The organism is Amycolatopsis pretoriensis, from assembly GCF_900107925.1.
Lineage (GTDB): Bacteria > Actinomycetota > Actinomycetes > Mycobacteriales > Pseudonocardiaceae > Amycolatopsis > Amycolatopsis pretoriensis.
In genome coordinates this window covers 277536-302107 of record NZ_FNUJ01000002.1, presented here as the reverse complement: position 1 = coordinate 302107, position 24572 = coordinate 277536, and the positions used below count along the sequence as shown (strand labels likewise).

The window sequence follows — 24572 nt, the reverse complement described above, 5'->3', positions numbered from 1 at the left end:
GGAACACTCGAAAGGTCGGTCGATGAAGACACGACGCATGATCGCCGCCGCCGCACTGACGGTGGCCGGCCTGCTGCTCACCGCGTGCGGGAGCGGCGGAAGCGGGGACGGCGGGAACGGGCCCGTCACCCTGACCTTCCAGTCCCTTTCGGACCAGCCCGCCGCCATCGCCGCGACGCAGAAGATCGTCGGCGACTGGAACAAGGCCCACCCGGACACGCAGGTCAAGATCGTCCAGGCGGGCTGGGACGGCGTCTACGACAAGCTGATCACCCAGTTCAACGCGGGCAGCGCGCCGGACATCGTGCACTACGAAGCCGCCGGCATCGCGCCCTTCGCCACCGACGGCTACCTCGCGGACCTCTCGCAGTACCTGCCGGAGGCCAAGCGCGCGGACATCCCGAAGGGCGTCCTGGACTCGGTGACGGTCGACGGCAAGGTGATCGCCGTCCCCACCGAGCTGCAGTCCTATGTGGTCTTCGCGAACAAGACTCAGCTGCAGCAGGCCGGCGTCACGATCCCGACCGGTGCCACGATGTCCTGGGACCAGCTGCGCGACATCGCGAAGGCGACCACGAAGGACGGCAAGTTCGGCCTCGGCTGGGGCCTGTCGAGCCCGACGGCGGCGTTCGTCGCGCTGGCCCCCGGCTTCGGCGGCAAGTACTTCGAAGGCACCGGGGACAAGGCGCAGCTCAGCGTCGGCCCGGGCGAGCAGGCGCTGCCGCAGCTCGTCGACGCGATGGCGCACCAGGACCACTCGATCCTCCCGGTCACGCTGACCCAGTCCGGCACCAAGGCGCTCGCGCCGTTCTACGCGGGACAGATCGCGATGACCGTGCAGGGTTCGTACCAGGCCGCCAACATCGCGAAGGACGCGCCGAAGGGCTTCGACTGGGTCGTGCTGCCGCCGCTGGCCGGCTCGGCCGGGCCGGCGCAGGCCGCCAACCCGCAGACGCTGTCGGTCAACAAGGATTCGGGCCACGTCAAGGAGGCAGCCGAGTTCGTCGACTTCTTCACCAGCACCGAAAACCTCGCGGCGATCAACGAGGCCGACGCGCTGATCCCGCCGACGACGTCCGCGCGGCAGGCGCTGACCACCAAGCTCGGCGGGAAGAACGGCTGGCGGGAAATCCTCGCGTCGGGGGAGTACCTGACCTCGGCCCCCTACCTGTTCGCCGGCAAGTACGCGCAGTGGAAGGACACCGTCGCGACCCCGGCGTACCAGCAGTTCCTCGGGCAGAAGATCGACGCCGGCGGCCTCGCGAAGCAGCTCGAGGACGGCTGGAAGAGCGTCAGCAAGTGACAGGAGCGGATTGGTGACCTGGCTTCAAGACCGGGCCGTCGCGGTGATCACCGGTGCGGCCGTCGGGGACGCCCTCGGCGGCGCCACCGAAGGGTGGACCCCGGAGCAGATCGAAGAGCGCCACGGCGGCCGGGTGACCGGTGTCGTCGGGCCGTGGTACCCGGACTGGCGGACCGCGCGGCCGATCGCGCCGTACCACAAGGGCGACGGGCACATCACCGACGACACGCTCATGACGCGGGCGCTCGTCGAGGTGTACGCGAAGCGCCGCGCGCACCTCGACGCGTACGCGATGGCCGAGGACCTGGTGCCGCTGATGATCGGCGAGCCGCGCTGGGTGCCGGAGCTGGAGTCGACCGCGTTGCTGCTGCAGCGGGTCTTCCTGGCCGAGAAGTGGATCGTCGCGAGACTCCACTATGGACACGTCGATCCGCGCGAAGCCGGCGTGGGCAACGTGGTCAACTGCGGCGCGGCGATGTACGTCGCCCCGGTGGGCGTCGTCAACGCGGGCGACCCGCGGGCGGCCTACGCCGAGGCGATCGACCTCACCGGCGCGCACCAGTCCAGCTACGGCCGGGAGGCGGCGGGCGTGCTCGCCGCGATGGTGGCGGCCAGTGTCGCCCCGGGCGCGTCGCTCGACGACGTCGTCCGGGCCGCGCTGGACGTGGCCCACGACGGGACCGCGGCAGCCCTGCGCGCGGTCGTGGAAACGTTCGGTGGCCGGTCCGTTCCCCCGGCCACCGACGGGGAAGAACGCGCGTTGGCGGCTCTCGTCCGCGAGACCGTCGCGCCGTTCGACTCGGTCGGGCCGCACTACCGGGAGATGTCGATGGACGCGCGGCGCCCGTCGCGGACCAAGTCCATCGAGGAGCTGCCGGCCGCGCTGGCGTTCGTGCTCGCGCACCGGGGCGACTTCCGGGGCGCGGTGCTCGCCGCCGTCAACTACGGCCGGGACGCGGACTCGATCGCCGTGATGGCGGGCGCGGTGTGCGCCGGCCTCGGCGGGACGGCGGTCGTGCCGGCCGAGTGGGTCGACGAGATCGGCGACGCCAGCCGGATGGACCTGCGGGAGACCGGGCACCTGCTGGCCTCGGCGGCCGCGGACATCCTGAAGGCCGACCGGGAGCGGGCCGCGGCGCGGGCCGAGTTCCTGGAGGCGACGGCGTGAGGCTGACCTGGGCCCAGCCGGAGGACCTGCTGCCGCACGAGCTGGTGCAGTCCGCCGCCGAAGGCACGGACGTCACGGCGGTGCGGGAGCGGTGGATCGCGGCGGGCGGCTCGCCGGTGCCGGCGGTGAGCGGCGCGGGTCCCGCCATGCCCGCACTGCGTTCTCTCGCGCGGGAACTGCTGGACTCGCTGGGCGCGCCTCCCGCCGATCCCTCGTGGGACGCGCTGGAGCTGCCCGCGGCGGCGTCGCTGCCGCGCGGGTCGCGGGGGCGTGAGCTGGACGCGTGGACCGGCCGGGCTGCCGGATGCCTGCTCGGCAAGCCCGTGGAGAAGATCCCGCGCGAGGGCATCGAGGAGATCCTGCGGGCGACCGGGCGGTGGCCGCTCGACCGGTGGTTCACCGCGGCCGGGCTGCCGGCCGACGTCGCCGCGCGGTGGCCGTGGAACCGCCGGTCGGCGCCGACGTCGCTGGAAGAGAACATCGACGGGATGCCCGAGGACGACGACCTCAACTACCCCATGCTGGCGTTGTCGTTGCTGGAGGCGCACGGCCGGGCGTTCACGACGGAGGACGTCGGTCAGCTGTGGCTGGACAACCTGCCGGCCGGACGGGTGTTCACGGCGGAGCGCGCGGCGTACCGCAACCTCCTGGACGCGCGTCCCGGCACGGCGACCCACCACAACCCGTTCCGCGAGTGGATCGGCGCGTTGATCCGGGCGGACGTGTTCGGCTGGGTGTCCCCGGGCGACGTGGTTTCGGCGGCCCGGCTGGCGTGGACGGACGCGCGGCTGAGCCACACGCGCAACGGCGTGTACGGCGCGATGTGGGCGGCGGCGCTGGCGTCGGCGGCGATGGTGTGCGACACGGTGGACGAGGTGCTCGACGCGGCTTCGACGGTGCTCCCGGCCGGCTGTGACTTGGCGAAGGCGGTCCATTTCGGACGCTCGGTGGCTTCGTCGGGGGATGTCGCGAGTGGACTCGACCGGGTGCACGAGGCCTATGGGCACCTGCATTGGGTGCACGTGCTGAACAACGCGGCGGTGATCGCGTACGCGCTCGCGGCGGGCGCGGGAGATTTCGGGCGGAGTATCTCGATCGCGGTGACGGCGGGGTGGGACACGGACTCCGCGGCCGCGACGGTCGGCGGAGTGGTCGGCGCGTTGGGTGGCGTGGACGAGTACTGGGCCAAGCCCCTGGACGGGCGGATCGCGACCTCGCTGCCGGGCGGGGAGAGGCGGATCGCGGAGCTGGCGGCCCGCACGGCGGCGCTGGCGGAGGGTGGACGATGACCGGCCGCCCAGTACCCGACCCCACCGCCTCCGGGCGCGTCGTGGTCGTCGGCTCGGCCAACGTCGACCTCGCCGTCGATGTCCCGAGGCCGCCCAAAGCCGGGGAAACCATCCTCGGCCACCATCTCCGCCGTAGCCCCGGCGGCAAAGGCGCCAACCAAGCCGTCGCCGCCGCCTTGGCCGGCGGTGCCGACACCACCTTCGTCGGCGCCCTCGGCGAGGACGAAGGCGCCGATCTCCTCCTCGTCTCCCTCGGCGGCGCCGGCGTCCGGACCGACCTCGTCGAACGGGCCGAAGCGCCCACCGGGACCGCCTTCATCACCGTCGCTCCCGACGGGGAGAACGCCATCGTCGTCGCGCCCGGGGCGAACGACCACGTCAAGATCGGCCCGGCGCAAGCCGACCGCATCGCCGAAGCCGATGTCGTGCTCGCCCAGCTCGAAATCCCTCTCGACGTCGTCGCGGCCGCCGCCGCGGCCAAGCGGCCCGAGGCCACCATGATCCTCAACGCCGCACCGGCCCGCGAGCTACCCGGATCGCTCTGGGAGGTCCTCGACCTGCTCGTCGTCAACGAACACGAGGCCGCCGATCTCGCCGGCGAACCCGAAAAGCTGCTCGCGCGCGTGCCCGCGGTCGTCGTCACCCTCGGCGGCGAAGGCTGCGTGGTGCTCCGCCGCGACCGCGAACCCGTGCGGATCCCCGGCATCCGCGTCGACGTCGTCGACACCACCGGGGCCGGCGACACCTTCTGCGGCGTCCTCGCGGCCGCGCTCGCACAGGGCGAAGACCTTCCCGCGGCCGCGACGAGGGCGACGGTCGCCGGCGCGCTCGCCGTCACGAAACCCGGCGCCCAAGCCGCCGTGCCCACCGCCGCCGAGGTCGCCGGGAGGACGTCATGACCTACCAGTTCGACCCGCTCGTCCCGCGCCCGATCGACCGGCCCACCGAGGTCCGCGGCCCGCTCGCCGACCTCGACGACGCGAAGATCTTCGCCGCCCCCGCCGACCCGTCGGACCGTCCGGCGTGGCGTGCGAAACTCCGTGAGTGGCGCGAGGATGCCCGACGCCGCCACGGCTACACCGGCGCGGCGTACGACCGTCCTCAATCGACTTGGGCCGCGACCTGCTACGCCGTCGCCCAGGTCTGGCTCTGGGACGAACTCCTCTACTCCTTCGAAGACCGCGCGTTCACCCCGGACCGCTTCCTCGCCGACGCCCGCGAGCGCTTCGGCGGCCTCGACGCCGTCGTGCTCTGGCACGCCTACCCGGTCATCGGCCTCGACGACCGCAACCAGTGGGACTTCTACCGCGACGTCCCCGGGCTCACCGACCTCGTCGAAACCCTGCACGACGCGGGCCTGCACGTCTTCGTCGACTACAACCCCTGGGACGTCGGCACCCGCCGCGGCGGCGACGACCTGACCGAGCTGGCCGCCCTCGTCAAGGACCTGAAGGCGGACGGCGTCTTCCTCGACACGCTCAAGAAAGCCGAGCCGGACTTCGTCGACCGCCTGGAAGCCGCCCGGCCCGGCATCGTCCTCGAAGGCGAGTCCAAGCTCCCGGTCGAGCGCATCGAGGACCACCCGGCGTCGTGGGCCCAGTTCTTCGCCGACTCGCCCGTGCCCGGCGTCCTGCGCGCCCACTGGTACGAGCGCCGGCACATGCAGCACCACGTCCGCCGCTGGCACCGCGACCACAGCGAAGAACTCCAGTCCGCGTGGCTGAACGGCGTCGGCGTCATGGTCTGGGAGGTCGTCTTCGGCGTGTGGGTCGGCTGGTCGCCGCGCGACGCCGCGACCGTCCGCCGGATGGTCACGCTCCAGCGGGCGGCGAAAGACCTGCTCCTCGACGGCGAATGGACGCCCCTCACCGAGCTCCCGGACGAGGCCGCCGGTGTCTACGCGTCCAAGTGGGAGCTGGCCGGCCGGACACTGTGGACACTCGTCAACCGCGGCGACACCGACTACCACGGCCCGCTGCCCGGCACGGACCTCTTCGGCGGAGTACCGGCTCGCGGCATCGGCGCCGCCGTCGAGGGGTGGCTGCCGGACCTCCCGCCGTTGCCCCACGACCCGGATGCCCGGTTCCCGCACCGGATCGCGCGGCGAGTGAGTACACAAAGGACAACAGGTGAGCCCGACGATGACGCCGTGACCGTCCCCAAGGGACCGTATGTGCTGACCGTCCGGTACCGCGCCCGCGAGACCGGCATGTACCAGGGGGCGCCCTATGTGGACGAATGGAAACCGCTTCCGCCGCGCCTGCACGACGCCCGCACCCTGCAACGCGAAGGCGAACTGACCACCGCGGTGGCGGTGGCGGCCACCGAAGTGACCAACGCGCAGTTCGCGGAGTTCGCGGCCGCCACCGGCCACGACTGGACGCCGCAGGGCGCCCCGGACGAGCCCGTCACCCACGTCGACCTCGACGACGCCCGCGCGTACTGCGCCTGGCGCGGCGGCCGCCTGCCCACCGAGGACGAATGGCAGCTGGCGGGCGACCGGCTCCGCCGCGGCACCCCGGCCGTGTGGAACTGGACCGAGAGCGAACACTCCGACGGCCGCACGCGGTTCGTGATGCTCAAGGGTGGCAGCGACTACCGCGCCGAAGGCTCCGAGTGGTACGTCGAAGGCGGGGTCAAGGACCCGGACTACACCGTGAAGCTCCTCCTGCCCGGCCTGGGTCTCGCGCGCAGCGCGACGGTCGGCTTCCGCTGCGCGTGGGAGGTGCCGTCGTGACCGTCTCGCGGGACCCCGCCGCCGGGGCGCTGGCCGGGCTGCGCGTGGTCGACGCGTCCACGCTCTTCGCCGGCCCGATGGCCGCGATGCACCTGGGTGACATGGGCGCCGACGTGATCAAGGTCGAGCACCCGCGCAAACCCGACCCGTCGCGCACCCACGGCGCCGCGAAGGACGGCGTCAACCTGTGGTGGAAGACGCTGGGCCGCAACAAGCGCACGATCACCGCCGACCTCGGCAGCGAAGGCGGCCGCGAGGTGTTCCTCGCGCTCGCCACCACGGCCGACGTCGTGATCGAGAACTTCCGCCCGGGCACCCTCGAACGCTGGGGGCTCGGCTACGACGAACTGGCGAGCTGGAACCCGAAACTCGTCCTCGCCCGCGTCACCGGCTTCGGACAGCTCGGCCCCTACCGCTCGCGGCCCGGCTTCGGCACGCTCGCCGAGGCGATGAGCGGCTTCGCGGCGACCACCGGGGAACCGGACGGGCCGCCGACGCTGCCGCCGTTCGGGCTCGCCGACGGCATCGCGTCGCTGGCCACCGCGTACGCGATCATGGTCGCGCTCGCCGCGCGCGCGAACACCGGGCGCGGCCAGGTCGTCGACACCGCGATCATCGAGCCGATGCTGGCCATGCTCGGCCCGCAGATCACACGCTGGGACCAGCTGCGCACCGTCCAGCCGCGCACCGGCAACCGGTCGATCAACAACGCGCCGCGCAACACCTACCGGACCGCCGACGGCCAGTGGGTCGCGGTGTCCACTTCGGCCCAGTCGATCGCCGAGCGCGTGGTCCGGATGGTCGGCCGCCCGGACCTGGCCGACGAGCCGTGGTTCGCCAGCGGTGCCGAGCGGGCCCGGCACGCCGACGAGCTCGACGAAGCCGTCGGCAAGTGGATCGGTCAACGCACGCGCGACGACGTCGTGGCCGCGTTCGAAGAGGCGCAGGCGGCGGTCGCGCCGATCTACGACGCCGCCGACATCGTCGAAGACCCGCAGTTCCGGGCGCTCGGCACGATCCACGAGATCGAGGACGCCGACCTCGGCCCGATGCTGATGCAGGGGCCGCTGTTCCGGCTGTCCGGTCACGACGGCGTCATCGGCTTCACCGGCCGTCCGCACGGCGCGGACACCGACGCCGTCCTGACCGAGCTGGGGTTCTCCGCCGAGCGGGTCGCCGAACTGCGCGAGCGGGGTGCGGTGTGAGCCCGGCGCTGACGTACCTCTACACCCCGGCCGACCGTCCGGACCGGGTCGCCAAGGCCCTCGCCTCGGCGGCCGACGTCGTGCTCGTCGACCTCGAAGACGCCGTCGCCCCGGCCCGCAAGGACGAGGCCCGGGACAACGTCGTGAAGCTGCTGGCCGACGTGACGCGGCCGGTGCAGGTCCGCGTCAACCACCCGAGCACGCCGTGGCACGACGCCGACCTCGCGGCGGTCGCGCGCCTGCCGCTGCCGGCCGGCGTGCGGCTGCCGAAGGTCGAGACACCCGAAGAGGTCCTGGCGGTCGAGGCCGTGCTGCCGGGCCGGGCCCTGCACCCGCTGATCGAGTCCGCCCTCGGCGTCGAACGGGCCCTGGCGATCGCGACGGCGTCGCCGCGGATCGCGTCGATCGGGCTCGGCGAGGCCGACCTGCGTTCGGACCTCGGGGTGGCCGACGACGCCGGGCTGACGTGGGCGCGCAGCCGCGTGATCGTCGCGGCGCGGGCGGCCCGGCTCGCGCCGCCCGCGATGTCCGCGTACCCGAACGTCCGCGACCTCGACGGCCTCGCGGCGTCGTGCCGGGCCGGCCGCGCGCTCGGCTTCCGCGGCCGCACCGCGATCCACCCGGCCCAGCTCGCCACGATCCGGGCCGCGTTCCTGCCGACGCCGCAGGAGGTTTCGCGGGCGCGCGAGGTCATCGAGCGGGTGGCCGGCGCGACGGCGGCCGGCGTCGGCGCGATCGCGTTGCCCGACGGCACCTTCCTCGACGTCGCCATGGTGGAGCAGGCACGGACGGTCCTTTCCCTGGCCGACTAGTACGGGCGTTGTACGAATTTTGGACCCGCGTCTGGCGCACTGGCGCCCATGCGAATCCGAAAAGCCCTCCTCCTCGCGCTGGCCGTGGCGGCCGGCGCGCTGGCGCTGCCCGGGACGGCGAGCGCCGCCTACAGCGACCCGCTGACCACGACGACCAAGCAGAACCTCGTCTGGCACGCGACGCCGGCCGCCGCGCTCACGGCGCTGGACAACGCGCTGCCGAACGTCAGCCTCAACACCGTCGTCAACGACCCGAGCTACGCGATGACCGGCTGCACCACCGCCGAGAAGGCCGCGCTGCCCAAGGCGCCGGTGGCCACGAAATCGCTGTGCTGGGACGCCGAACGCGCGGGCAGCACGAGCTGGGTCCCGCAGGGCATCACGACCTCCGGGGACGCCGACGACGACGGCAGGTGGGGCGCGGACAAGATCATCCTGTCCGGCTGGCACGGCACCGACGCACTGGGCCGCTACAACGACGCGCGGATCCAGGCGATCAACTACAACGACCCCTCTTCGGCCGCGCACCGGATGATGTACCTCGCCGTGCCGAACAGCACCGGCAGCAGCTTCTCCGCCGCGCAGGCGCACATGGGCGGGATGGCCTGGTACGGCGACAAGATCTACGTCACGGCCGAGGGCAACACGTCCACCGCGATCCGGGTGTTCAGCACCAAGCACATCCTGCAGCTGACCGACACGACGTCCAACGCGATCGGCAAGACCTCGGGCGGGTATGCGGCGTACACGTACAAGTACGCGATGATGCAGGTCGGCTACTACACCTACGCCGGCGGCACGTGCAGCATGGCCTCCGACACGGGGGTGCCGTGCTTCTCGTCGCTGTCGCTGGACCGCAGCACGACCCCGGCGTCGATCGTGACGACGGAGTACTTCTCCGACCAGAGCCTCCACGGCCGCCTCTACCGCTTCCCGATGGGCTCGGACTACCTGCTGACCGGGACCGCGTCCGAGGCGTTCCGCAGCTACGTCGGCAACATGCAGGGCGTGCTGTCCCACGACGGCAAGTGGTACGTGGCCCACAGCTCGGCGACGATCAACGGCCAGCTCTGGGCCCAGACGACGGCCGCGAGCACGTCGGCGACCTGCGGCTCGACGGCCGCCTGCTGGGCGGTCCACCCGGAGGCGCTCACCTACGACTGGGCGACGGGGCTGGTGTGGTCGCAGTCGGAGTGGTCGACCGCGGACTGCAAGGCGCAGAACCAGGTCTGCGGCCGGTCGGTGTTCGCGGTGCCGCTGACTTCGCTGGGTTAGTCGTCGAGGAGGGACGTTCCGAGCGCCGTGGTCAGGTACAGCACCCGGCGCCCGGAGCGTTCCCGCTCCACCAGGCCGTTTTCGCGCAGCACGGCCAAGTGCTGCGACACCGCGCTGGGCGTCACGCCCAGCGCGCGGGCCAGCTCGGTCGTCGTGGCGGGGGAGCGCAGGGCTTCGAGGAGCCCGGCCCGGGCCCGGCCGAGCAGCCGGACGGTGCCGCCCGGCGGGGGCCGCGTCCCCGCCGTCCACAGGGCACCGCGGCCGCGGGCGGGGTAGCGGACCGTCGTCTGCGTGGACGTGTTCCGCTTGACCATCACGTGCGGCGGGCCGAGCACGACGGGGATGAGGACCAGCCCGCCGGGACCGCGGTTCACCGGGCGGTCGCCGGTCAGCAGCAGCTCGCCGTCGCGCCAGCGCAGGTCCGGGTGCAGGCCGTCGAACAGCTTCGCGGCGCCGCCCGTGGCGAGCGCCCGGGCGCGGTGGGCGACGTCGGCGTCGAGGACGGCCCGGATCCGCGGCCAGTGCGGGGCGATCAGGCGCTCGTGCGCCTCGCGCAGTTCGCCGGCGATCGCCTTCAGCCCCGCCGCCGGCCGCGCGGGGAGCTCGGCGGTCGTCCCGCTCGGTTCCGCGCCGAAGACCCGGCCGAGACTGCGCCGGACCTGCCGCGCGGTGGTCCGCCGGAGCGCCGCCAGATCGTCCTCTATGGACGGACCTGAGCCGCGGGGCGCGGGCACCAGGAACTCCGGCCAGTTCGGCCGGTCGCTCACGATCAGCGGCCACGTCCACGGCAGTGCCAGTGGTACGCGGGCGAGCTCCTCCTCCGCCCACCGCAGCCACGGCAGCGCGCTCGGCTGCCGTTCGCGGCCTCCGAGCTGCCGCAGGCACTCGACGGTCTCCGACAGCGGGGAGATCGCGACGCGCGTCGCCGCCAGCTCCGCGACGCCGAGGTCGATCGTCAGGGCCATGCCGCCGAGTATGTAGCATGGCGCTAAATGCTGTCCGGTCCGCGCCGGGGCCAGCAGGATTTCCGGCCATGACCCTGCCGAAGGCGTTCCGGCGGCTCTGGTGGGCCGCCGGCGTCGACAACCTCGGCACCGGCGCGTTCACCGCGGCGGTGCCGCTGCTGACCGTCACGGTGACCCACGACCCGAGGCTCGTGTCGCTCGTCTCGGCCGCGGCCTACCTGCCGTGGCTGGTGCTGTCCCTGCCGGCCGGGGCGCTGGCCGACCGCCACGACCGGGCCGGCCTGATGTGGCGCGCGCAGGCGGTGCAGGCCGCGCTCGTCGCCGTGACCGCGGTCCTCGCCGCCTGCGGCGCGGCCGGGGTGCCGATCCTCGTCGTCACGGCTTTCGGGCTGGGCGCGGGGGAGGTCGTCTTCACCACCGCGGCCCAGGCGATCCTGCCGGACCTGGTGGCGCCGGCGTTGCTGCCGCGGGCCAACGGCCGTCAGCAGGCGGTCACGACGGTCACCGAGCAGTTCGCCGGCCCACCGCTGGGCGGCCTGCTGTTCGGCGTCGCGGCGGCGCTGCCGTTCGCGCTCGACGCCGTTTCGTTCGCGTTTTCCGCGGTGCTGGTGGCGAAGCTGCCCCGGCGGGCACACGTCGTCCGGACGCGCGCGGGCGTCCGGGAGGGGCTGCGGTGGCTCTGGCGGCACCGGCTGCTGCGCACGCTGGCGATCCTGGTGGGCGTCAACACCTTCTGCGGCCGGCTGGCCGCCGCGACGCTGGTCCTGCTCGCCACCCAGGTCGTGCACCTCGACGCGCGCGGCTACGGCCTGCTGCTCGCCGGGGCGGCACTCGGGAGCGTGCTCGGCGGCCTGGTCAACGCGCGCGTCGTGAACCGGATCGGGGCCCGGGCGGCGCTGCTGGCCTCCCTCGCGGGCAACGTCGGCGCGTTCGCGGGCGTCGGCCTGAGCCGCGATCCGGTCGTGCTCGGCGGGTTCCTCGCCGTGACCGGGTTCGTGACGACGCTGTGGAACATCGTCACCGTCGGCCTGCGCCAGCAGTTCGTCCCGGCCGAGCTGCTGGGCCGCGTCACGAGCGCGTACCGCCTGCTGGGCTGGGGCCTGATCCCGGTGGGCACCCTGGCCGGCGGGCTGGTGGCCCAGCAGCTGGGTCCGCGGGCGCCGTACCTCGTGGCGGCGGTGGTGCGCGGGGTCGCGCTGGTCGTCGCGCTGCCCGTGCTGGTCGGTCCTCTGTGGACCCGTCAGCGGCGCGTGTAGATCAGGCCCAGCTGGTCGACCTCGTCGCCCGCGCGGCCGTGGAAGCCCGCGATCTGCCAGCCGTCCGGCGCGGTCGCCGTGGTGCAGTCCGACGTCGTCGTGCCGCCGACCAGGGTGCCGCCCCGGTTCGTCGTGAGGCGTGCGGAAAAGATCCGCGTGTGGCCGCCGTAGCTGCCGCGGCACCACTCGGCGGACACGGCGTACTCGCCGTCGGCCAGTGGGTAGGACCGCGGGGTGCCGCCCGTTCCGCCGTGGCTGACCGTCGTGCCGCCCGCCAGGGTCAAGCCGATCCGGTCGACGCGGCTGCCCGCGCTCAAGGTCAGCGTCGTCGCGCGGGCGGCCGGCGGGACGCGGTCCAGGTCGGTGAACGACGTCCCGTGCGGGCCGCCGAAGCGGTCGCTCAGCCGGAGCGCGGGATCGGCCGACCAGCCGAACCGCACGGTCACCGGGTCGTGGTCGGACAGCATCGCGCCCGAGGCGTCGAGGAAGGCGTCGTGCTCGTTGTTGTAGTACGTCGCGTCCAGGGAGATCTGCTTGTTGCCGCGGTAGAGCACCTTGTCCACGACTTCGCAGGCGTTCGTGACCGCGCTTTCGTCGCACACCAGCGGATCGCTGCCCGCCGTCGGGGGGACGCCGCCGCGTTCCAGCCGGACCCAGGCGTCCGTCAGGCCGTTGTCCGCGGCGAACACCCGGATCGTGTCGGCGGCCCGCGTGTACCGCGTGTTGGTGTCGCCCATGACGACGACCGCGTTGCCCGCCGAATGCGTGGCGATGTAGGCCGTGAGCTGCTTGAGGTTGGCCGCGCGCGACGCGAGGTCGCCGGCGTTCGTGCCCGCGTTCGTGTGGATGTTGTACGCGTCGACGTAGACGCCTTCGGCGAGCCGCAGCCGGGTGAACGTGAAGCCCTTCGGCGTCAGGCAGTCGCCGGAGTCGAACTGGCACGAGGTCCAGCGGACGCGGTCCAGTTCGTCGAACGGCAGGGACGACAGGCTGTTCAGGCCGCTCCCGATGCCGGCGCCGCCGCTGGTCGGGGTTCGGTACGGGTGCGTGTCGGCCGCGTAGAGGTTGGCGTGGTAGTTGAAGTCCTCTTGGACGTGCACGACGTCGTACGGGCCGAGGCGCTGCCCGATCGCGGTCGTGCTCGGCGCGCGCGGGGTGGGCGCGCTCGAGATGCCTTCGGGCAGCCCGGCGACGTTGTAGGTGAGCACGCCGAACGTGCCACCGGTGGCGGCGGGGAGCGTGGTGGCGGCGAGCCCGGAGGCGGCCAGCAGGGCCGTCGCGAAGGCGGTGAACACTCTGCGCAAGGCGGTGTTCCTTCCGTGGCGGGGGAGCGGGAACAGCCGGCAGGTACGTGAAGGATTCTCACGTTAACCGGTTGTTCGCGCTCACACAACCGCCCTTCAGCCCCCGGGGTGCCCGCACGCGTAGACCGGCGCCGAGGCCAGCCGGACGCAGGCCGGGCACTGGTTCACGGGCCGGTCGCGGCGCCCGTAGTACGGGTGCCGGGCGCCGCACAGCGCGATGAGCACTTCGCCCGGTCGCGGGTCGGGGTGGCACCGCGGGCAGAAGGCGTGCGCGGCGCGTTCGACGTCGGTGCTCATGCTTCCTCGGGTACCCGCGGCTTCGGCGCGCCAACCCGCCACACCGACCGGCCGCCGGTGAAGCACCAGATCGCGATCACCGGGTCGCAGATCGCGCAGCCGAACGACGAGTCGTGCGCGAACGGCAGGATCGGCTGGCCTTTGAGGTGGTGGACGACGTCCCAGCCGGTGTGCAGCAGCCAGCCGATGCCGATGAACGTCCAGGAGTCGAGCCCGCGGTAGGCGACGTAGGTCAGGACCGCGCAGAAGAGCAGCTCCCACGGCCCGAGCGCGCCGCCGGAGAGGTAGGCCGCGCCCGCGCCGCCGACCACGACGGCGTTGAACCTGCGGCGGTGCGGCTCGGCGATGAGGGAGCTGAGCACGACGTAGAGGAGGCCGATCAGGATCGGCGCGAGCACTGCGATCATGATCGATGACGCTAGGAACGCACCACCCGGACGGCCAGTGGCTGTTCTGCCACGCTCCGCCGATTTCTCGCCAGCGCGGCCGCTCCGTAAGGTGGGGGCCGGAGTGGATGATCAGGTGGTTGCGAAATGAACGTGAAGGCGGCCCGCGCGAGTGCGACGCGGGAAAGCATCCTCGTGACGGCGGAGCGGCTGTTCGCCGAGCACGGGGTGCAGGTGGTGTCCAACCGGCACATCAGCGAGGCCGCCGGGCAGGGCAACAACGCGGCCGTCAACTACCACTTCGGCACGAAGGTCGACCTGGTGCGCGCGATCGTCCGCCGGCACGCGGAGCGCATGGAGCGGCTGCGCGCGGAGCTCGTCGAGGCGATCGACGGCGACGGCGACCTGCGCGACTGGGTGGCCTGCCTGGTCCTCCCGAGCACGACGTACCTGCGCGAGCTGGGCGCCCCGACGTGGTTCGCCCGGTTCAGCGCCCAGGTGATGACCGACCCGGCGCTGCGGGAGATCATCGCGGAGGAGTCCCTGTCCTCCCCGGCGCTGGCCCGCGCGGTCGAGGGGCTGAACCGCTGTCTGGACGGGCTACCCGCGGACGTCCGCGCGGAGCGCGGCGACATGGCCCGCCAGCTGATGATCCACATGGTGGCGGAGCGCGAGCGCGCGCTGTCGGAGGGAACACCGACACCACGCGCGACGTGGGACGACGCGGGGACGGGTCTGATCGACGCGATCACCGGGCTGCTGCTGGCCCCGGTGACGCCGGTTCGTCCGGGCGACTGAATCCCGCCGCCCCGATTCGTCGCCGCCGACGAACGGCCCCGGCGGAAATGCTCCTAACGTCAGCCCGATGCGGACACTCTTGCGGGGCGGCCGGGTCATCGACCCCGGCAGCGGCTTCGACGGCATCGCCGACGTCCTCCTCGACGACAGCCGGGTCGAAGCCGTCGGCCCGGACCTCGAAGCGCCCGAGGCCACCGAAGTCGACGTCACCAACCTCGTCGTCGGGCCCGGGTTCGTCGACCTGCACAGCCACGTGCACTCCGTCGCCGGGCAGCGGCTGCAGGCCATGGACGGCGTCACCACCGCCCTCGACCTCGAAGCCGGCCTGATGCCCATCGAGCGCGCCTACGCCGAAGCCGCGAAAGCCGGGCGGCCGCTGCACTACGGCTTCTCCGCCTCCTGGGGCGCCGCCCGGGCGCAGGTCCTCGCGAACATCGCGCCCGATGCGAGCATCGACAGCGGGCTCGCCGTCCTCGGGAACCCGCGGTGGCAACGGAGTTCGTCCAAAAAGGAACTCGCGGCGTGGCTCTCGCTGCTCGAAGGCGAACTGGCGCAGGGCGCCCTCGGCATCGGCATCCTCATGGGCTACGCGCCCGCCACCGACCCCGGTGAGTTCATGGCCGTCGCGCACCTCGCCGCGAAGGCCGGCGTGCCGACCTACACCCACGTCCGCGAGCTGGTCGAGGTCGACCCCGCCATCCCGGTCGACGGCTCCGTGGAAATCGTCGCCGCCGCGGGGGAGACCGGGGCCGCGATGCACCACTGCCACGTCAACAGCACCTCCGGCCACCACATCGACCGCGTGCTCGCCACCCTCGAAACCGCTCGGAGCGAAGGGTCCCGCGTCACCGTCGAGGCCTACCCCTACGGCGCGGGCAGCACGGCCGTCGGTGCCGCCTTCATCGAGCCGGACCGCTTGCGGCTCAAGGGGTTGAAGCCGTCGAGCGTCGTCATCCTCGAGACGGGGGAGCGGGTGCGCGACGAAGGACGTCTCCGCGAACTACGACAACAAGACCCCGGTGCGCCCTGCCTGCTCGAGTTCCTCGACGAGACCGACCCCCGCGAACGCGGGCTGCTGCACCAGGCGCTGGCCTTCCCCGACGCCGTCGTCGCCAGCGACGCGATGCCCGTCTACTGGAAGGACGGCCGCACCGAGAGCACCGAGTGGCCGCTGCCCCCGGGCGGCATGACGCACCCGCGGACCGCGGGCACCTTCGCGAAGACCCTGCGCCTGATGGTCCGCGAAACCGGCGCGTGGAGCTGGCTCGAAGCGTTCCGCCGCTGCTCCTACCTCCCTTCGCGGCTCCTCGACGACGTCGCCCCCGCCGCGCGCGGCAAGGGCCACCTCGGGGCCGGTGCCGACGCCGACCTCGTGGTCCTCGACCCCGCCGCGATCACCGACGCCGCCACCTACACCGACCCGACCCGCCCGTCGACCGGCGTCCGGCACCTCTACGTCGCCGGGGTCCCGGTGGTCAGCGACGGAAACCTGAACACCGGCGCGCTGCCCGGCCGGCCGCTGCGGGGTGAGCCGCGGTGATCGACGACATCGAGACGCTCGTCCGCTGCGAGTCGCCGTCGCACGACCACGAAGCCGTCGCCCGCAGCGCCGAAGCCGTCGCCGGAATCGGCCGCCGCCTGCTCGGCGTCGAGCCCGAACGGATCGTCACCGACGGCTGCACGCACCTGCGCTGGCGGTTCGGCGACGGCGAGCCGCGGGTCCTGCTGCTCGGCCACCACGACACCGTGTGGCCACTGGGTTCCCTGCGCACCCACCCGTTCGAGGTCCGCGACGGGATCCTGCGCGGGCCCGGCTGCTTCGACATGAAAGCCGGGGTCGTGATGGCGCTCCACGCGGCGGCCGCGCTGCCCGATCGCGACGGCCTTTCGATCCTCATCACCGGCGACGAAGAGATCGGCTCACCGCGGTCGCGCACCCTGATCGAAGAGGAAGCCAAGAGCTGCGACGCGGTCTTCGTGCTCGAAGCCTCCGCCGACGGCGGTGCGCTGAAGACCCGCCGCAAAGGCGTTTCCCTGTACCGCGTCGAGGTCGAGGGCCGCGCCGCGCACGCCGGGCTCGAACCGGAAAAGGGCGTCAACGCTGGGATCGAGGTCGCCCACCGGATCCTCGCGATCGCCGCGCTCGCCGACCCGGCGAAGGGCACCACCGTCGTGCCGACCGCGCTGACGGCCGGGACGACGACGAACACCGTGCCCGCCAAGGCGAGCGTCGCCGTCGATGTGCGGGTGTGGGACGCGGCCGAACAAGAACGCGTCGACCACGCGATGAGGAATGCGGCGCCGGTACTCGACGGCGCCCGGATCCACCTCACGGGCGGCATCAACCGCGCGCCCCTGGACGCGGGAGCGTCGGCGGAGCTGTTCGTGCTCGCGAACGAACTCGCCGGCGGGACGCTCACCGAGGCCGCGGTCGGCGGTGCGTCCGACGGCAATTTCACCGCGGGGCTGGGCATTCCGACGCTCGACGGCCTCGGCGCGGTCGGCGGCGGGGCCCACGCCGACGACGAGCACGTCGTCGTCGCGGAGCTGCCGCGACGCACCGCGCTGCTGGTCGCGCTCACCGAAACCGTGCTGGCGCAACGAAGTTCGTCCGCGCCGACGAACACGCGGGGCGAAACCGGTGCGGGACAACGGTGACCCGCGCGGCTTCTCCGGCCAGGATCGGAGTGTGACTGAAGTCGTGACGAACACAGCCCCGCCGCTGCGGGACGAGGCGGCCGCCGCGGCGACCGCCGCCGCCACGGCCTCGGGGGTCGAAGTCCGGACCCTGGCCGAGGTCGCCGACCTGACCGCCGTGACCCGGCTCTTCGAGTCGATCTGGCGCCCGGCACCGGGAAACCAGCCGGTGACGTCCGAACTGCTGCGGGCCATGGTCTCGGCGGGCAACTACGTCGCCGGCGCCTTCGACGGGCCCGAGCTGCTCGGCGCCTGCTTCGGGTTCTTCGGCGGTCCCGCGAAGGGGGGACTGCACAGCCACATCGCCGGCGTCGCCACCGCCGGGCACGGCCGCGGCATCGGCTTCGCGCTCAAGCTGCACCAGCGCGCGTGGGCGCTGCGCCAGGACGTCCCGGTGATCTCGTGGACGTTCGACCCGCTGGTGCGCCGCAACGCCCACTTCAACCTGACCAAGCTCGCCGCCCTCCCGGAGCAGTACCTGCCGGACTTCTACGGCCCGATGAACGACGGCATCAACGGCGCCGGCGACACCGACCGGATCATGGCGGTCTGGCACCTGGCGAGCCCGGCCGTGCGGTCGGCCGCCGAAGGCGCGCCCGCGCCCTTCGACGCGGCGGCGCTGAGAGCCCGCGGTGCCGCGGTCGCGCTGGCGGCGGACGCCGGCGGCGGCCCGGTCACCGGACCGGCCGACGCGCCGGTCGTGCTCGTCGCGGTGCCGCCGGACATCGAGGCGCTCCGGCGCACCGACCCCGCGCAGGGTCGGGCGTGGCGGGTGGCGTTGCGGGAGGTGCTCGGCGGCCTGCTCGCCGGCGGCGCCTCGGTCATCGGATTCGATCGGGCCGGCTGGTACGTGGTGGCGAAGGAGCAGACGTCGTGAAACTCACCGGGGTGGAACTGCTGCGCGTCCGGATGCCTTTGGTGGCACCGTTCCGGACGTCGTTCGGCACGCAGGCCGAACGCGAACTCCTGCTGCTGCGCGCGGTGACGTCCGAAGGCGAGGGCTGGGGCGAGTGCGGGGCGATGGTCGACCCGCTCTACTCGTCGGAGTACGTCGACGGCGTCGAGCACGTCCTGCGGACCTTCCTCGTGCCCGCGTTGCTCGCCGCCGACGACCTCACCGCGAACAAGGTCGCGCCGCTGCTGGCGAAGTTCAAGGGCCACCGGATGGCCAAGGCCGCGCTGGAAATGGCGGTGCTCGACGCCGAACTGCGCGCCCACGGCGTGTCCTTCGCGACGGCCCTGGGGTCCACGAAGGACTCGGTGCCGTGCGGGGTGTCGGTCGGCATCATGGAGACGATCCCGCACCTGCTGGACGTCGTCGGCGGCTACCTCGACGCCGGGTACGTGCGGATCAAGCTGAAGATCGAGCCGGGCTGGGACGTCGAGCCGGTGCGCGCGGTCCGCGAGCGCTTCGGCGACGACATCCTCCTGCAGGTCGACGCGAACACCGCGTACACGCTCTCGGACGTGCCGCAGCTGCAGCGGCTCGACCCCTTCGAGCTGCTGCTGATCGAGCAGCCCCTCGAAGAGGAGGACGTGCTCGGCCACGCCGAACTCGCGAAGCACATCCGGACACCGATCTGCCTGGACGAGTCGGTCGTCTCCGCACGCTCGGCCGCCGACGCGATCACGCTCGGCGCCTGCCGGATCGTCAACATCAAGCCCAGCCGCGTCGGCGGCTACCTGGAGGCGCGGCGGGTGCACGACGTCTGCGCGGCGCACGGCGTCCCGGTGTGGTGCGGCGGGATGATCGAGACCGGGCTCGGCCGGGCGGCCAACGTCGCCCTCGCGTCGCTGCCCGGGTTCACGCTGCCGGGCGACACCTCGGCGTCGGACCGGTTCTACACCAGCGACATCACCGAGCCGTTCGTGCTGGAAGGCGGCCGGCTGCCGGTGCCGTCCGGCCCCGGCCTCGGCGTCACGCCCATCCCGGAGCGGCTCGCCGAGGTGACCACCGCGAAGGCGTGGCTGACGTCATGACCACAGTGGACGCGGTGGCCGCGCGGGTCCGGGAATACGCGCTCAAGGCGGTGGTGGCCACGTCGAAGGCGCGGGTCAGGGTCGCGGTGGTCTACGCGGCGGTGCGGGCTGCGCCCTCCCGGCGGTTTCGGCCGCGAGACCCGCGGTGATTCGTCCCCCGCGATGAAAGTTCCGCCGGGTCTCGTCGAATCCGACGAACCGGCCGCCCCGCTCGGAGTCCTAGCATCCCCGCAACGCCGGTTCCCCACCGTCGGACGAGAGGCAACCATGTCGAAACTCACCGAACTCTCCGCCTGGCTCGAGAGCCGGCTCCCCGCCGTCCTGGCCGAGCACGACGTGCCCGGCGCGGCCGTGGCCGTGTACGCCGGCGGCGAGATCATCGACCACGCGGCGGGGGTGCTCAACAAGGGCACCGGCGTCGAGGCCGACACCGACTCGCTGTTCCAGATCGGGTCGATCACCAAGATCTGGACGACCACGCTGGCCCTGCAGCTCGCCGACGAGGGCCTGCTCGACCTCGACCAGCCGGTGCGGAAGTACCTGCCCGAGTTCAAGATCGCCGACAATGTCGCAGCCGCCAATATCACCGTCCGGCAGCTGATGTGCCACACCTCCGGTTTCGAAGGCGACATCTTCACCGACACCGGCCGCGGCGCCGACTGCGTCGAGAAGTACGTCGCCACCCTCGGCGACGTCCCGCAGCTGTTCGCGCCGGGCGAGATGTTCTCCTACAACAACGCCGCCTTCTGCGTGCTCGGCCGGGTCGTGGAAGTGCTGCGCGGCAAGTCCTACAACGACTGCCTCGCCGACCACCTGTTCGTCCCCTTGGGACTGACGCACGCCGCGGCCAGCCCGTACGAGGCGATCCGCTTCCGCGCCGCGCTCGGCCACCTCACCCCCGAGCCGGGTGCCGACCCGCAGCCCGCCGGCGTCTGGGCGCTCGCGCCGTCCAACGCCCCGGCCGGCGCGATGCTCGCCATGCGCCCGCGCGACCTGGTGACCTTCGCCGGCATGCACCTGCGGGACGGCGAAGGCCCGGACGGCACCCGGGTGCTGAGCGCGGAAAGCGCCCGCGCCATGCGGGAACGCGTCGTGGAGCTGCCCGACCTCGGCCTGCTGGGCGACGCCTGGGGCCTCGGCTGGTCGCTGTCGGAAGGCGGCGCGGTCGTCGGCCACGACGGCGGCACGATCGGCCAGTCCGCCTTCCTGCGCCTCGCACCCGAGCACGGTGTCGCCGTGGCGCTGCTGACCAACGGCGGCAACCCGATGGCCGTCTACCACGAAGTCGTCGGCCACCTCCTGAAGGAGCTGACCGGCATCGAACTCAAGGCGGCGCCGGTGCCCGACCCGGCCGCGCCGCGGATCGACGCCACGCGGTACGTCGGCGAGTACTCCTCGTCCGTCGCGGACATCGTGGTCAGCCAGGACGACGACGGCCGCGTCTGGGTCGAGCGCGTCCCGAAGGGGATCTTCAAGGAGCTGATGGGCCCGCAGAAGAGCGAGCTGGTCGCGATGAACGGCGACACGCTCATCCTGCGCGAGCCGATGCAGGGCATGTACCTGCCGCACGCGTTCGTCGGCGACGACGGCTCCGGCCGCGCGCTGTACCTGCACACCGGCCGCGCCGACCGGAGGGTGAGCGCGTGAGCAAGGTCGAACAACGGATCTCGGACGCCTTCCTGGCGGCCGGCGCGCGGGGTTTCCTGCACGCGCGGGAGATCGGTGGCGGCGGGGGAGAGGTGGCGGTCGGCGCCGACGACCCGGTGGTGCTCGCGTCGGTGTTCAAGATCCCGGTCGCCGTCGCCTACGCCCGCGAGGTCGTCGCCGGCCGGCTGGACGAAACCGAACGCACCCGCGTCGGGCCGCGCTACCGCATCGGCGGGATCGGCACCGCGGGCTGCGCCGACGACGTCGAGCTGAGCTGGCGCGACCTCGCGCTGTTCATGCTGACCATGAGCGACAACGCGGCCACCGACGTCATCTACCACCGCGTCGGCCAGGAGGCGGTCGACCGCGTGCTGACCGACCTGGACCTGCACCGCACCCGGCTGATCGGCTGCTGCGAAGACCTCTTCGCCTCCGTGCTGGCCGACCTCGGCGCGGGCGAGGACGCCGACCTCGACGCCGTGTTCGCCGGCGCGACGCCCGAACAGACCTGGAAGCTCGCGGTGCTCGACCCGGAGCGGACGACGGCGTCGACGCCCCGGGAGATCACCACCCTGCTCGAAGCGATCTGGACCGACCGCGCCGGCGACGCCGCCGCGTGCGAGCGGGTCCGCACGATCATGGCGCAGCAGATCTGGCCGCACCGGATCTCCTCCGGTTTCGGCTCCGACGTACGGATCGCGGCCAAGACCGGGACGCTCCCGGCGGTCCGCAACGAAGCCGGCGTCCTGTCCTACCCGGACGGCCGCCGGTTCGCCGTCGCCGTCTTCACCCGCGCGGACTCCCTCGCCGAACGGCAGCCCGCCGTCGACGCCGCGATCGGCAAGGCCGCCCGCCTCGCCGTGGACCACCTCCGGAAGGAAACGCCATGACCAGGACTTCGACGGCGGGGGTCGTGCTCGGGGTGCTCGCGCTCACCGCGACCGCCTGCGGGGGATCGGGCGGCGGCGCCGCGACCGGGGACGGGACCCCGGTGGACGGCAAGTCGTTCAGCCTCGGCGTCGGCTCCGACCCCGGCAGCCTCGACCCGCACATGACGGTGCTGTCGGTGGCCATCCAGGTCGACCGGTTCCTCTACGACACGCTGCTGAACCTCGACGACAGCGGCAAGCCGGTCGCCGGGCTGGCCGCGAAGTGGGAGGCGTCGACGACGACGGCGTCCTTCACGCTGCGCCCGGGCCTCACCTGCGCGGACGGCAGCCCGCTGACCGCCGCCGACGTCGCGGCCAACATCAACTTCATCGGCGACCCGGCGAACAAGTCGCCCATCGCCGGCCTCTACATCGCCCCGGGCACCAAGGCGACCGCGGACGCGGCCGGCACGATCAGCGTCACCAGCGGGAAGCCGGACGCGTTCCTGGCCCGCAACGTCGGCGGGGTGCCGATCGCCTGCGCCAAGGGGCTCGCGGACCGCAAGCTGCTCGCCAAGGGCGAGGCCGGCACGGGGATGTTCACCGTCACCGAAGCCGTGCCCAACGACCACTACACGTTCACCCGCCGCAAGGACTACACGTGGGGCCCCGGCGACTGGAAGGCCGAAACGGGCCTGCCGGAAAAGGTCGTCGTGCGGGTCATCCCGAACACCACGACCGCCACCAACCTGCTGCTGTCCGGCGAGCTGAACGCGGCCCAGATCAACGGGCCGGACCGGCAGCGGCTGGAGGCGCGCAAGCTCTTCCACACCGACTTCACCGCGCCGATGGGCGAGGTGTTCTACAACCAGGCGGCCGGGCGGCCCGGGCAGGACGAAGCCGTCCGCCGCGCGCTCACCCAGGCCCTCGACCTGCCGCAGCTCGGCAAGGTGCTGACCGCCGGCGCCGGCAAGCCGTCGAAGGGCATGATCACGAACGAGCCCGAGGTGTGCCCCGGCGACACCGTGACCGGCAACCTGCCGGCCCACGACCCGGCCGCGGCGGCGTCCTCTTTGGACGCGGCGGGCTGGAAGAAGGGCGCCGACGGCGTCCGCGCGAAGGACGGCAAGAAGCTCGCGCTGACCGTCCTCTACGGCACGCAGCTCGGCCCGACGATGGCGCCGACCGCGGAGCTGGTCCAGCAGCAGTGGAAGTCGCTCGGCGCCGACGTGACGCTCAAGGCGGTCGGCAGCCCCGGCCTCAGCCAGGTCCTGTTCGGCACCGGCGAGTGGGAGGTCTCCCTCGGCCCGGTCGGGTTCTCGCTGCCGAGCCAGCTGGTGCCGTTCGTCTCCGGCCCGGCCGCGCCCGACGGGACGAACTTCGCCCACGTCGCCAACCCCGGCTACGACCAGGCGGCGCAGCAGGCGGCCACCAAGCCCGGCGACGCCAGCTGCGCGGACTGGAACGCGGCGGAGACCGCGCTGATCAAGCGGGTGGACGCGGTGCCGTACTTCGACTCCGTCGTGCCGACCTACGCCAGCGGGGCGAAGTTCACCATCAGCCAGGGCAGCCTGACGCCGTCCTCGATCCGGATGTTCGCGAAGTGACCACGGCGGCGGCGCCCGCCGGCCTGCGGGGCAACCCGTGGCCGGCGTTCGCCGCGCGGCGGCTGGCCCGGTTCGCCGTCTCGCTGTGGGCACTGCTCACCGCGGCGTTCCTGATGATCCACCTGGTCCCCGGCGACCCGGTGCGCGCTTCGCTCGGCCTGACCGCGCCCGCCGCCCTGGTGGCCGCGAAGCGGGCCGAGCTGGGCCTGGACGACCCGTTGTGGGTGCAGTACGGGCACTACGTGCGGAACCTGTTCACCGGCGACTTCGGGACGTCGATGGCGAGCGGGCAGCCGGTGGCGCAGGTGATCGGCGACCGGCTGCCCTCGACGGTGCAGCTGGCGGTGCTCGCCTTCGCGGTCGTGGTGGCCGTCGCGGTCCCGCTCGGCGTCTGCTTCGCGGTGCTCACGCGCGGTGGCCGCCGCCGGGGCGCGGAACTGGGCTTCACGTCGGTGAGCGTGTTCGTCGCCGCGATCCCCGAGTTCCTGATCGGGGTCGGGCTGGTGGCGCTGCTCGCCGTCGGGCTCGGCTGGTTCCCGGTGGCGGGCACCGGCGACGCGAGCTCCTACGTCCTGCCCGTGGCGGCGCTGGCGATCGGGCCGGCGGCCGTGCTGGCCCGGATCATCCGCGTCGAGCTGCTTTCCGTGCTGGGCGCCGACTTCGTCCGCACCGCGCGCGCGAAGCGGCTGCCCGCGCGGCTGGTCTACGTCCGGCACGCGCTGCCGAACGCCCTCACCGCGACGCTCACCCTGGGCGGACTGATGCTGACCTCGATGGTCGCGGGCACCGTCCTGGTGGAGAACGTGTTCGCCTGGCCCGGCCTCGGCTCGACGATCGTGCAGTCGATCGTGACGAAGGACTACCCGCTGGTGCAGGGGATCGTGCTCGTGTACGGCGTCGGCGTGCTGCTGGTCAACCTGCTGGTCGACGTCGTGCTCGGGCTGCTCGACCCCCGCTCGGCGATTCGGGAGGCCTGA

The 24572-nt window shown here is 72.9% G+C and carries 23 protein-coding genes; 19 read left to right on the top strand and 4 right to left on the bottom strand.

What is annotated here, in order from left to right:
• Positions 1-22 precede the first annotated feature (22 nt).
• Genes BLV96_RS08325 through BLV96_RS08290 form a run of 8 tightly spaced genes read left to right on the top strand, consistent with a single transcriptional unit; the run spans position 23 to position 9789 of the window.
• Positions 23-1303, top strand: a complete 1281-nt coding sequence (locus BLV96_RS08325) for an ABC transporter substrate-binding protein (RefSeq protein ID WP_208608174.1) — start codon at positions 23-25, stop codon at positions 1301-1303.
• A gap of 13 nt (positions 1304-1316) precedes the next feature.
• Positions 1317-2471 (top strand): ADP-ribosylglycohydrolase family protein, encoded by a 1155-nt coding sequence (locus tag BLV96_RS08320; RefSeq protein WP_086675442.1) that lies wholly within the window; start codon positions 1317-1319, stop codon positions 2469-2471.
• Positions 2468-3760: an ADP-ribosylglycohydrolase family protein gene (locus tag BLV96_RS08315; RefSeq protein ID WP_086675441.1), complete on the top strand. Its 1293-nt coding sequence runs from the start codon at positions 2468-2470 to the stop codon at positions 3758-3760. Before BLV96_RS08320 ends, BLV96_RS08315 begins: the two co-directional genes overlap by 4 nt.
• On the top strand, positions 3757-4659 hold the full coding sequence (locus BLV96_RS08310; protein WP_086675440.1) for a ribokinase: 903 nt from the start codon (positions 3757-3759) through the stop codon (positions 4657-4659). Before BLV96_RS08315 ends, BLV96_RS08310 begins: the two co-directional genes overlap by 4 nt.
• A complete protein-coding gene (locus tag BLV96_RS08305) occupies positions 4656-6497 on the top strand; it encodes a formylglycine-generating enzyme family protein (RefSeq protein ID WP_086675439.1) in 1842 nt (613 codons plus the stop codon). Before BLV96_RS08310 ends, BLV96_RS08305 begins: the two co-directional genes overlap by 4 nt.
• Positions 6494-7702: a CaiB/BaiF CoA transferase family protein gene (locus BLV96_RS08300; protein ID WP_086675438.1), complete on the top strand. Its 1209-nt coding sequence runs from the start codon at positions 6494-6496 to the stop codon at positions 7700-7702. Before BLV96_RS08305 ends, BLV96_RS08300 begins: the two co-directional genes overlap by 4 nt.
• Positions 7699-8514, top strand: coding sequence for an HpcH/HpaI aldolase/citrate lyase family protein (locus BLV96_RS08295; RefSeq protein WP_086675437.1), 816 nt, complete (start codon positions 7699-7701; stop codon positions 8512-8514). Before BLV96_RS08300 ends, BLV96_RS08295 begins: the two co-directional genes overlap by 4 nt.
• Before the next feature lie 48 nt (positions 8515-8562).
• Positions 8563-9789: a hypothetical protein gene (locus tag BLV96_RS08290; RefSeq protein ID WP_086675436.1), complete on the top strand. Its 1227-nt coding sequence runs from the start codon at positions 8563-8565 to the stop codon at positions 9787-9789.
• On the opposite strand, the gene BLV96_RS08285 is transcribed toward BLV96_RS08290, so the two are convergent.
• Positions 9786-10754 (bottom strand): ArsR/SmtB family transcription factor, encoded by a 969-nt coding sequence (locus BLV96_RS08285; RefSeq protein WP_244180099.1) that lies wholly within the window; start codon positions 10752-10754, stop codon positions 9786-9788. The two genes, BLV96_RS08290 and BLV96_RS08285, sit on opposite strands and share 4 nt — an antisense overlap.
• A gap of 68 nt (positions 10755-10822) precedes the next feature.
• On the opposite strand from BLV96_RS08285, the gene BLV96_RS08280 reads away from it, so the two are divergent.
• Positions 10823-12010 carry an MFS transporter gene (locus tag BLV96_RS08280; protein WP_086675435.1) on the top strand — a complete coding sequence of 396 codons (1188 nt, stop codon included), beginning with the start codon at positions 10823-10825 and terminating at the stop codon, positions 12008-12010.
• On the opposite strand, the gene BLV96_RS08275 is transcribed toward BLV96_RS08280, so the two are convergent.
• The 3 genes from BLV96_RS08275 to BLV96_RS08265 all read right to left on the bottom strand — a co-directional run bounded on the left by BLV96_RS08275 (position 11995) and on the right by BLV96_RS08265 (position 14018).
• Complete coding sequence (locus BLV96_RS08275) at positions 11995-13305, bottom strand: jacalin-like lectin (protein WP_244180184.1); 1311 nt, start codon at positions 13303-13305, stop codon at positions 11995-11997. The two genes, BLV96_RS08280 and BLV96_RS08275, sit on opposite strands and share 16 nt — an antisense overlap.
• Positions 13306-13410: 105 nt before the next feature.
• Entirely contained in the window at positions 13411-13611 is a 201-nt protein-coding gene (locus tag BLV96_RS08270) for a hypothetical protein (protein WP_086675434.1), read from the bottom strand.
• Positions 13608-14018 carry a DUF6010 family protein gene (locus BLV96_RS08265; protein ID WP_086675433.1) on the bottom strand — a complete coding sequence of 137 codons (411 nt, stop codon included), beginning with the start codon at positions 14016-14018 and terminating at the stop codon, positions 13608-13610. The genes BLV96_RS08270 and BLV96_RS08265 overlap by 4 nt, the downstream gene beginning before the upstream one ends.
• Before the next feature lie 126 nt (positions 14019-14144).
• On the opposite strand from BLV96_RS08265, the gene BLV96_RS08260 reads away from it, so the two are divergent.
• The 10 genes from BLV96_RS08260 to BLV96_RS08220 all read left to right on the top strand — a co-directional run bounded on the left by BLV96_RS08260 (position 14145) and on the right by BLV96_RS08220 (position 24572).
• Entirely contained in the window at positions 14145-14795 is a 651-nt protein-coding gene (locus BLV96_RS08260; protein WP_086675432.1) for a TetR/AcrR family transcriptional regulator, read from the top strand.
• Positions 14796-14862: 67 nt separating this feature from the next.
• The gene (locus tag BLV96_RS08255; RefSeq protein ID WP_086675431.1) at positions 14863-16335 is read left to right on the top strand and encodes an amidohydrolase family protein; all 1473 of its coding nucleotides are present in this window, start codon (positions 14863-14865) and stop codon (positions 16333-16335) included.
• Positions 16332-17453 carry a M20 family metallopeptidase gene (locus BLV96_RS08250; protein ID WP_086675430.1) on the top strand — a complete coding sequence of 374 codons (1122 nt, stop codon included), beginning with the start codon at positions 16332-16334 and terminating at the stop codon, positions 17451-17453. Before BLV96_RS08255 ends, BLV96_RS08250 begins: the two co-directional genes overlap by 4 nt.
• A 31-nt stretch (positions 17454-17484) precedes the next feature.
• The gene (locus tag BLV96_RS08245; protein WP_086675452.1) at positions 17485-18369 is read left to right on the top strand and encodes a GNAT family N-acetyltransferase; all 885 of its coding nucleotides are present in this window, start codon (positions 17485-17487) and stop codon (positions 18367-18369) included.
• A complete protein-coding gene (gene menC, locus BLV96_RS08240; protein WP_086675429.1) occupies positions 18366-19472 on the top strand; it encodes an o-succinylbenzoate synthase in 1107 nt (368 codons plus the stop codon). The genes BLV96_RS08245 and menC overlap by 4 nt, the downstream gene beginning before the upstream one ends.
• Positions 19457-19621 (top strand): hypothetical protein, encoded by a 165-nt coding sequence (locus BLV96_RS49710; RefSeq protein ID WP_158104124.1) that lies wholly within the window; start codon positions 19457-19459, stop codon positions 19619-19621. Before menC ends, BLV96_RS49710 begins: the two co-directional genes overlap by 16 nt.
• A 118-nt stretch (positions 19622-19739) precedes the next feature.
• Entirely contained in the window at positions 19740-21119 is a 1380-nt protein-coding gene (locus BLV96_RS08235; protein WP_086675428.1) for a serine hydrolase domain-containing protein, read from the top strand.
• The gene (locus BLV96_RS08230) at positions 21116-22009 is read left to right on the top strand and encodes a serine hydrolase (protein WP_167379565.1); all 894 of its coding nucleotides are present in this window, start codon (positions 21116-21118) and stop codon (positions 22007-22009) included. Before BLV96_RS08235 ends, BLV96_RS08230 begins: the two co-directional genes overlap by 4 nt.
• Positions 22006-23595 carry an ABC transporter substrate-binding protein gene (locus BLV96_RS08225; RefSeq protein WP_086675427.1) on the top strand — a complete coding sequence of 530 codons (1590 nt, stop codon included), beginning with the start codon at positions 22006-22008 and terminating at the stop codon, positions 23593-23595. The genes BLV96_RS08230 and BLV96_RS08225 overlap by 4 nt, the downstream gene beginning before the upstream one ends.
• Positions 23592-24572: an ABC transporter permease gene (locus BLV96_RS08220; protein WP_086675426.1), complete on the top strand. Its 981-nt coding sequence runs from the start codon at positions 23592-23594 to the stop codon at positions 24570-24572. Before BLV96_RS08225 ends, BLV96_RS08220 begins: the two co-directional genes overlap by 4 nt.